Annotated in this window: 8 protein-coding genes; 3 read left to right on the top strand and 5 right to left on the bottom strand. The window is 67.7% G+C overall.

What is annotated here, in order from left to right; genetic code table 11:
• Window positions 1-120: 120 nt before the first annotated feature.
• Window positions 121-561: a DUF1330 domain-containing protein gene (locus VNW53_RS19250; protein WP_325557648.1), complete on the bottom strand. Its 441-nt coding sequence runs from the start codon at window positions 559-561 to the stop codon at window positions 121-123.
• A gap of 113 nt (window positions 562-674) precedes the next feature.
• Here VNW53_RS19250 and carA point away from each other — a divergent pair, with 113 nt between their 5' ends.
• Entirely contained in the window at window positions 675-1,841 is a 1,167-nt protein-coding gene (gene carA / locus VNW53_RS19245) for a glutamine-hydrolyzing carbamoyl-phosphate synthase small subunit (protein ID WP_325557647.1), read from the top strand.
• Window positions 1,842-1,872: 31 nt separating this feature from the next.
• On the opposite strand, the gene VNW53_RS19240 is transcribed toward carA, so the two are convergent.
• The 4 genes from VNW53_RS19240 to VNW53_RS19225 all read right to left on the bottom strand — a co-directional run bounded on the left by VNW53_RS19240 (window position 1,873) and on the right by VNW53_RS19225 (window position 4,142).
• Entirely contained in the window at window positions 1,873-2,274 is a 402-nt protein-coding gene (locus VNW53_RS19240; protein ID WP_325557645.1) for a GxxExxY protein, read from the bottom strand.
• Window positions 2,275-2,515: 241 nt separating this feature from the next.
• On the bottom strand, window positions 2,516-3,241 hold the full coding sequence (locus tag VNW53_RS19235; RefSeq protein WP_325557644.1) for an anti-sigma factor: 726 nt from the start codon (window positions 3,239-3,241) through the stop codon (window positions 2,516-2,518).
• Entirely contained in the window at window positions 3,238-3,792 is a 555-nt protein-coding gene (locus tag VNW53_RS19230; RefSeq protein WP_325557642.1) for a sigma-70 family RNA polymerase sigma factor, read from the bottom strand. Before VNW53_RS19230 ends, VNW53_RS19235 begins: the two co-directional genes overlap by 4 nt.
• Before the next feature lie 125 nt (window positions 3,793-3,917).
• On the bottom strand, window positions 3,918-4,142 hold the full coding sequence (locus tag VNW53_RS19225; RefSeq protein ID WP_325557641.1) for a hypothetical protein: 225 nt from the start codon (window positions 4,140-4,142) through the stop codon (window positions 3,918-3,920).
• 278 nt (window positions 4,143-4,420) lie between these two features.
• Here VNW53_RS19225 and VNW53_RS19220 point away from each other — a divergent pair, with 278 nt between their 5' ends.
• Together VNW53_RS19220 and carB are read left to right on the top strand one after the other, a co-directional pair.
• Window positions 4,421-4,627, top strand: coding sequence for a cold-shock protein (locus tag VNW53_RS19220; protein ID WP_325557639.1), 207 nt, complete (start codon window positions 4,421-4,423; stop codon window positions 4,625-4,627).
• A gap of 442 nt (window positions 4,628-5,069) precedes the next feature.
• Window positions 5,070-8,360 carry a carbamoyl-phosphate synthase large subunit gene (carB, locus tag VNW53_RS19215; RefSeq protein WP_325557637.1) on the top strand — a complete coding sequence of 1,097 codons (3,291 nt, stop codon included), beginning with the start codon at window positions 5,070-5,072 and terminating at the stop codon, window positions 8,358-8,360.
• Window positions 8,361-8,408: the final 48 nt, after the last annotated feature.

Raw genomic sequence — 8,408 nt, 5'->3', positions numbered from 1 at the left:
AGCAGGGGCTCGATCAGCCGCCACTCCACTTCGCTCAGATCGTATCGCGCCATCCCAGGCTCCTTTCGGAAGCCTTGAATCAAGCGTCGACCTCAGCCGCAACCTTTATGGGTTCAGAACCTAGTCGCCCAGCTTGTCGCCGGGATCGAGGGGCTTGAGGCGCAGCAGCCGGGAATCCGCCACGGCGGCCGTGCGGTGCGGCACGACATTGGCGCGGTAGTCGGGGTCGCGGACCATGTCGATGAACGCCTGGGATCCGGGATATTCGACGATGAAAGCCAGGTCCCAGGCCTCGGAGGCGGGGCCGGTGACCATCACCTGCGGCGCGCCGGCCCAGACCTGGCGGCTGTTCAGCCGCGCCAGGTGCGGGGCGATGGTGCGGCCGTACTCGCGGTAGGCCTCGCGGCCGGAGATATCCTGGCCATGATTGGGATGGCCGGGCGGATACTCGGCCCGGTCGCGCAGGCGGATCAGGTTCAGCATGTGGATCGGCTGGTCCCGGGGCAGGCCCTTGAAGACCTCCCAGGCCTCGCGGCCGGGATCGATGTAGGCGTCGACCATAGTCCCTCCTGGGGTTATCGGGTGCGGCGCGACGTGCGATATGCGCGCATTGACCCGCCCGTCGGGACTCACTACCTACGCCGCCGTTTGCCCGCCAGAAGGAACCTCTCGTCATGAGCCGCGATCTGCTGCCCGGTTGCACCGGCGTGCTGGCCCTGGCCGACGGGACCGTCCTGCAGGGCTACGGCGTCGGCGCGACGGGATCCGCCGTGGGCGAGGTCTGCTTCAACACCGCCATGACCGGCTACCAGGAGATCCTGACGGACCCCTCCTACATGGCCCAGATCGTGGCCTTCACCTTCCCGCACGGGGGCAACACCGGCACGACGGTGGAGGACCTGGAGCAGATGTCCGGGTCGGCCGAGACGGCGGCGCGGGGCGCGATCTTCCGCGACCTGCCGACGGCGCCGGCCAATTGGCGGGCCAACGCCGACCTGCCGGGCTGGATGGCGCGGCGCGGCGTGGTGGGCCTGGCCGGGGTCGACACCCGCGCCCTGACCCGCTCGATCCGCGAGCACGGCATGCCACATGCGGTGATCGCCCATTCGCCCGACGGCAAGTTCGACCTCGAGGCCCTCGTGGCCCATGCCAAGGCCTGGAGCGGCCTGGAAGGCCTGGACCTGGCCAAGGACGCCTCCTGCCTGCAGCCCTTCGTCTATGACGAGGGCCTGTGGTCCTGGCCCGACGGCTACGCCAAACCGGGCAGGCCCAAGTACGAAGTGGTGGTCGTCGACTACGGCGTGAAGCGCAACATCCTGCGCGCGCTCACCAGCGTCGGCGCGCGGGCGACCGTGGTGCCGGCCTCGACGACGGCGGAAGAGATCCTGGCGCGCAAGCCCGACGGGGTGCTGCTCTCCAACGGCCCCGGCGACCCGGCGGCCACCGGCGAGTACGCCGTGCCGATGATCAAGGGGCTGTTGGATGCCGGCACGCCGATCTTCGGCATCTGCCTGGGCCACCAGATGCTGTCGCTGGCGGTGGGCGCACGGACCGTGAAGATGGAGCAGGGCCACCACGGGGCGAACCATCCGGTGAAGGACCTGACCACCGGCAAGGTGGAGATCGTCTCCATGAACCACGGCTTCACTGTCGACCGCGACAGCCTGCCCGCACCGGTCGTGGAGACCCACGTCTCGCTGTTCGACGGCACCAACGCCGGCATCGCCCTGAAGGACCGCCCGGTCTTCTCCGTCCAGCACCACCCCGAAGCCTCGCCCGGCCCCACCGACAGCCTCTACCTCTTCGAGAGGTTCGCGGGGCTTATGGACGCGGCAAAGTAGGGCTTCGAACCACGGATCGCACGGATTGGATTCAGAGCGCGAAGCGCTCGATCTTCACCCGCGGCGTGGCGCCGAAGTTGATAAGCAACCCAAGTCTGAGACCTGTCGCCCGCAGATAGTTGAGCGTTTGGGCGCGATGCCCCGGCGCAAGGTCCCTGGCGGCCTTGAGCTCCAGCAAAATCTTGTCAAAGCAGACGAAATCCGCCGTGTACGTCTGCTTCAGCCGACGCCCTTTGTAGTCGAGCGCCAGTGATCGGAAAGCCGAAAACGGAATGTCTCTTTCCGCAAATTCGACCGATAGGCATTCCTGATAGACGGCCTCCAAGAAGCCCGCGCCCATTGTTCGATAGACCTCAAACACCGCGCCTTGGACGAGAAAGACCTCGTCCGGATAGAGGAGGGTCTGATGCAACGGCGGTTCGATATCGGTCATGCTCAAAGCTAGCCGATACTCGCGACTGGAACAATATAAGAACATGTTCGTGGGCCGAAGTTGAACCACGAAAGACACGAAGGGCACGAAAGGCCAAAGCCGCCAATCAGCGCGTCGAAGGTCTCCCTGCCGACGAGACAGGCTTGTTTCGTGCTTTTCGCGTATTTCGTGGTTCGAGTTTGGAGCGCCATCGGCGCTCGAAAACGGCTCGAATGCTGCACGATAGCCCGCTAGGACCGACCTAGATCTTGGCGAGTTTGCCGATGGCGGTGATGGGGCCGGTGGGGGCGTCGATCTTGGGGGAGCCGCCGGGCGGTTCGAGGGAGACGGCGAGCGCCGAGCCGGCGGCGAGCGACGGGAGCAGCTTTTCCGGCATGGGAATGGCCTTGGTCTTGCCGGGCTCGAGGATGCCCAGCGGACGCGGCTTGCCGTCGGCGGGGATCACCCACAGCTCGTGGACGTGGGCCGGGTCGTTGTTGGGCGTGACCAGGGAGGTGACGATCAGCGCCTTGCGGGTGGGATCGTAGGCGGCCACGAACAGCGGCACCGGGGCGCCCGACTGGCTGACCAGGCTGGCGTCCAGAAGCTGGCCGGTCGCGGGCGGCCCCTGGACCACCACCGGCGCGCGGTTGGCCAGCATCACCGCCGCGGCGATGCTGGCGGCGGCCAGGGTCAGCGAACCGGCCGTGGCGCCGCGCCAGAAGCGCACCATCCGCTGGATCGGGGCGTTGTCGTTGGCGCCCAGCGACCGCTCGATGCGCAACCACAGGTTCTGTGGCGGGGAGATGACGCCGAGGCCCTCGGACATCGGCGTCAGGCGTTCCCGCCAATCCTCGACCAGGGCGGCGAACGCCGGCTCGGCGGCCATGCGGGCCTCGGCCTGCCGCCGCTCGGCCGAGGTCAGCACGCCCAGGGCGTGCTCCGCGGCGAAGGCTTCGGATTCGGAGAGTTCGGGAGCTTCGCTCATTGCGACAGACAACCCTTGAGCTTGGCCAGGCCCCGGCGAACCCAACTCTTTACTGTACCCAATGGCGTATCCATGCGGCGCGCCAAGGCCTCATAGGTTACGCCCTCGAAGAAGGCCGTGCGGATCACTTTTTCAGTTCGGCCGTCGAGCTCGGACAGGCAGTCCCTCAACCGCCCCTCCTCGCCGGCCGTGACCAGCAGGGCCTCGGCGCTGACGCCGCCGTCGGGGATGTCGAGATCCTCGACCTGGTCGGCGTAGGCCATGGGACCACGCGCCCGGAGACGGTCGATCGCCCGGTTGCGGGCGATCGTCGAGACCCATGTCATGACGCTCGCGCGAGACCCGTCAAACCGGTCCGCCCGACGCCAAACTGTTACATAGACCTCTTGCAAAACGTCCTCGGATTCCTCGCGGTCGGACAAGATACGTAGGCAGACGGCGAAAAGCTTCGCGGAGGTCGCCTCGTAAAGTTGTCGCAGGGCCGCTCGCTCGCCCGCCGCAACGCGGGTCATCAGGGCGGCAAGATCTTGGGGCGTCGTCGCGGCGGCCAAGTTCGGGCTCAGGTCTCGCTAGGCTGGCTTGCCTGCTGGCGGGCGGGACTCGACGTTGCCCGCTCAAGGCCGCGGGGGCAACCCTCTACGCCCAAGCTCGCGGGCGCGAGGACCGCCAAGCCTGCTCAGGCGGCGACGCTGCGCGGCTTGCGGGCGGCCGCCCGCTTGAGCTGGGCGGCGGCCAGGCGGTCGGCCTGACGCTGCGCGGCGGCTTCCTCGAGGGCGGGCAACAGCTCCGCGGCGGCGGTCTGCTGGCGCGGATCCCCGGACTGCTGCAGGCGGCGCGCATTGGCCAACAGATTGATGACTTCGGCGTCGGTGAGCGTGGGGATCTTCTCGACGAGGGTCATGGAACGCGCCTTTCTATCGGTCGCCGCAGGCGCGACCGTCTTTATCCTATATGGCTAAGCCGGCGTTTGGTTTCGAGCTTCGCCGCACTTTTTCGCGATCTTGCCACCCTTCGGGAAATCCTACAGGCTGGGCCTCATCGAATTCGTCACGGTTCGGCCGACTTTCCCCGCTCGATCTCATCAGCGCCGGACCTGCCTACCGACCCCTTTCGAACTGCGATCGCTGGCGTGAATGCTTGCGCCGGTCGGCCATAACCTATCAAGGGACTTGGAATTACATGGCTAGTGGCACCGTCAAATGGTTCAATGGCGCCAAGGGCTTCGGCTTCATCCAACCGGATGAGGGCGGTCCTGACGTGTTCGTGCACATCTCCGCGGTCGAGAAGGCGGGCCTGCGCTCGCTGAACGAAGGCCAGAAGATCACCTACGAGCTGGAAAAGGATCCGCGCAGCGGCAAGTCCGCCGCGGGCAACCTGCAGGCCTGAGCCAGCTCCGTTGGCAGCCTTCCATGGGCCGGTGTCCGCACCGGCCCATTTTGTTTGTCCACGAACCACACCAACCCCGCGAACGGGTTCACGCCTTGAGACTCCGCGACAGCGGAGGCTCTCCTTTTTGAACCCCCAAGATCACCAAGAACGCCAGGGGGCCCCGGGGGCGCGAAGACGCTATGGTTCGGGCCGCAGGCGCCGACATGGCTCTGCAGCCTTGGCGTCCTTGGCGATCTTGGGGGTTCAATATGAAGGCGCCCGCAGCGCGGGCCTTTCAGGACGGAGCCCATCCGTGCTTTTCGTGTCGTTCGTGGTTGAATCCTGCCTGCGCTCTGCGCGGGGTTGCGTGCATCCGACTCCGTCTCTAAACGGGCGGCTTAACCTGCAGATTTGGTCGGGCGCCGCGTGAACCGCGCGCGCCCTCGCGCGCGAGACGAGATTGCCCAAACGTACCGATATCTCCTCCATCCTGATCATCGGCGCGGGGCCGATCGTCATCGGACAGGCGTGCGAATTCGACTATTCCGGCGTGCAGGCCTGCAAGGCGCTGCGGGCCGAGGGCTATCGGATCGTGCTGGTGAATTCCAACCCGGCGACGATCATGACCGATCCGGACGTCGCCGACGCCACCTACATCGAGCCGATCACGCCCGCGATGGTCGAAAAGATCATCGCCAAGGAGCGGCCCGACGCCCTGCTGCCCACCATGGGCGGCCAGACGGCGCTGAACACCGCGCTCGCCCTCGACGCCTCCGGGGTCCTGGCCAAGTACGGCGTGGAGATGATCGGCGCCCGCGCCGAGGTCATCGACAAGGCCGAGGACCGGCAGAAATTCCGCGACGCCATGGACCACCTGGGACTGGAAAGCCCCAAGTCCAAGGCCGCCCACAGCATGGAAGAGGCGCTGGAGGGCCTGGAGTTCGTGGGCCTGCCGGCCATCGTGCGGCCGTCCTTCACGCTCGCCGGCACCGGCGGCGGCATCGCCTATAACGTCGCCGAGTTCCGCGAGATCGTCGAGCGCGGCCTGGACCTGTCGCCGACCACCGAGGTGCTCATCGAGGAGAGCGTGCTCGGCTGGAAGGAGTACGAGATGGAGGTCGTCCGCGACAAGGCGGACAACTGCATTATCGTCTGCTCCATCGAGAACATCGACCCGATGGGCGTGCACACCGGCGACTCGATCACCGTCGCCCCGGCGCTCACCCTGACCGACAAGGAATACCAGCGGATGCGCGCGGCCTCGATCGCCGTGCTGCGCGAAATCGGGGTGGAGACCGGCGGGTCCAACGTGCAGTTCGCCGTGAACCCGGCCGACGGCCGCATGGTGGTCATCGAGATGAACCCGCGGGTGTCGCGCTCCTCGGCGCTGGCGTCCAAGGCCACCGGCTTCCCGATCGCCAAGGTCGCCGCGCGCCTGGCGGTGGGCTACACCCTCGACGAGCTGATGAACGACATCACCGGCGCGACGCCGGCCTCGTTCGAGCCCTCCATCGACTACGTCGTCACCAAGATCCCGCGCTTCGCCTTCGAGAAGTATCCGGGATCGGAGCCGCACCTGACCACCTCGATGAAGTCGGTCGGCGAGGTGATGGCCATCGGGCGCACCTTCGCCGAGAGCCTGCAGAAGGCCTTGCGCGGACTGGAAACCGGCCTTTGCGGCCTGGACGAGGTCGAAATCGAGAACGCCTCCAACCCGGAGATGGGCCACGCCGCCGTGGTCCGCGCGCTGGGCCAACCGACCCCGGACCGCCTTCGGGTCATCGCCCAGGCCTTCCGCCACGGCCTGTCGGTGGAGGACGTGCACGCGGCCTGTTCCTACGAGCCGTGGTTCCTGCGCCAGATCGAGGCCCTGGTGGCCCAGGAAGCCAAGGTCCGCTTCGAGGGCCTGCCCACCACGGCGCAGACCTTCCGGGCGCTGAAGGCGCAGGGCTTTTCCGACGCCCGGCTGGCGCAGCTCACCGGGACGACCGAGACCCGCGTGCGCGATGCGCGCCGCGCGCTCGGCGTGCGGCCGGTCTTCAAGCGCATCGACACCTGCGCCGGGGAGTTCCGCGCCGACACCCCCTACATGTATTCGACCTACGAGACCGGCGCGCTCGGCCAGGCGCCGGACTGCGAGAGCGACCCGTCGGACCGCGCCAAAGCGATCATCCTGGGCGGCGGGCCCAACCGCATCGGCCAGGGGATCGAGTTCGACTACTGCTGCTGCCACGCGGCCTTCGCGCTCGACGAGATCGGCGTGGAGTCGATCATGGTCAACTGCAATCCCGAGACGGTCTCCACCGACTACGACACCTCGGACCGGCTCTATTTCGAGCCGCTGACCGCGGAAGACGTCCTGGAGCTGATCCACGTCGAGCAGTCCAAGGGCACGCTGCTGGGCGTGATCGTGCAGTTCGGCGGCCAGACGCCGCTGAAGCTCGCCAAGCCTCTGGAGGACGCGGGCATCCCGATCCTCGGCACGACGCCGGACGCCATCGACCTGGCCGAAGACCGCGAGCGGTTCCAGCAGCTCCTGCACCGGCTGAAGATCGCGCAGCCGATCAACGCCATCGCCCGGTCCCGCGACGAGGCCTTCGCCGGGGCCCACCAGGTGGGTTACCCGGTCGTGATCCGGCCCTCCTACGTCCTGGGCGGCCGGGCCATGGAGATCGTGCGCGACGACGAGCAGCTCGATCGCTACATCCGCACCGCCGTGCAGGTCTCGGGCGACAGCCCCGTCCTGATCGACCAGTACCTCTCCCGCGCGACCGAGGTGGACGTGGACGCGCTCTGCGACGCCACCGGCGCGGTGTTCGTGGCCGGGGTCATGGAGCACATCGAGGAGGCCGGCGTGCACTCGGGCGACTCGGCCTGCTCCCTGCCGCCCTTCTCGCTGAAGCCGGAGACCATCGCCGAGCTGAAGCGTCAGACCGAGGCCATGGCCCGGGCCCTGGAGGTCCGCGGCCTGATGAACGTGCAGTTCGCCATCGAGGAGCCCCACTCGGCCGAACCGCGGATCTTCGTGCTGGAGGTCAACCCTCGCGCCAGCCGCACCGTGCCCTTCGTCGCCAAGACCATCGGCCGGCCCCTGGCGGCCATCGCGGCCAAGGTGATGGCCGGCAAGCTGCTCTCCGAGTTCGACCTGGCGGAGATTCCCTACGACCACATCGCGGTGAAGGAGGCGGTCTTCCCCTTCGCGCGCTTCCCGGGCGTCGACACGGTGCTGGGCCCGGAGATGCGCTCGACCGGCGAGGTCATGGGCCTGGACTGGGTGCGCCCCGGCGAGACGCTCGCCCCGGCCTTCGCGCGGGCCTTCGCCAAGAGCCAGCTCGGCGGCGGCACGGTGCTGCCGAAGAAGGGCACGGTGTTCGTCTCGGTGAAGGACGCGGACAAGCCGTGGGTGCTGGAGCCGGTGAAGCTGCTGCTGGGCCTGGGCTTCCGGGTGCTCGCCACCGGCGGCACGGCGACCTATCTCGAAGGCGAAGGCCTGAAGGTGGAGCACGTCAAGAAGGTGCTCGAAGGCCGCCCGCACATCGTCGACGCCATGAAGAACGGCGAGGTGCAACTGGTGTTCAACACCACCGAGGGCCGCCAGTCTCTGGCCGACAGCTTCGAGCTGCGGCGCACGGCGCTCATGATGAAGACGCCCTACTACACCACTGCCGCCGGCGCCCTGGCCGCCGCCCAGGCCATCGTGGCCACGGTGGAGGACACCCTCGAAGTGCGGCCGCTGCAAAGCTACGCCTGAGGAGGGCGTTCCGCTGGGCGGTACGGGCGCGCGCCGCCGTGGCGGGCC

Origin of the sequence: Phenylobacterium sp. (assembly GCF_035569475.1) — a bacterium.
Lineage (GTDB): Bacteria > Pseudomonadota > Alphaproteobacteria > Caulobacterales > Caulobacteraceae > Phenylobacterium.
The sequence above is the reverse complement of the archived record's forward strand: the minus strand, read 5'-3'. Positions and strand labels throughout refer to the sequence as shown.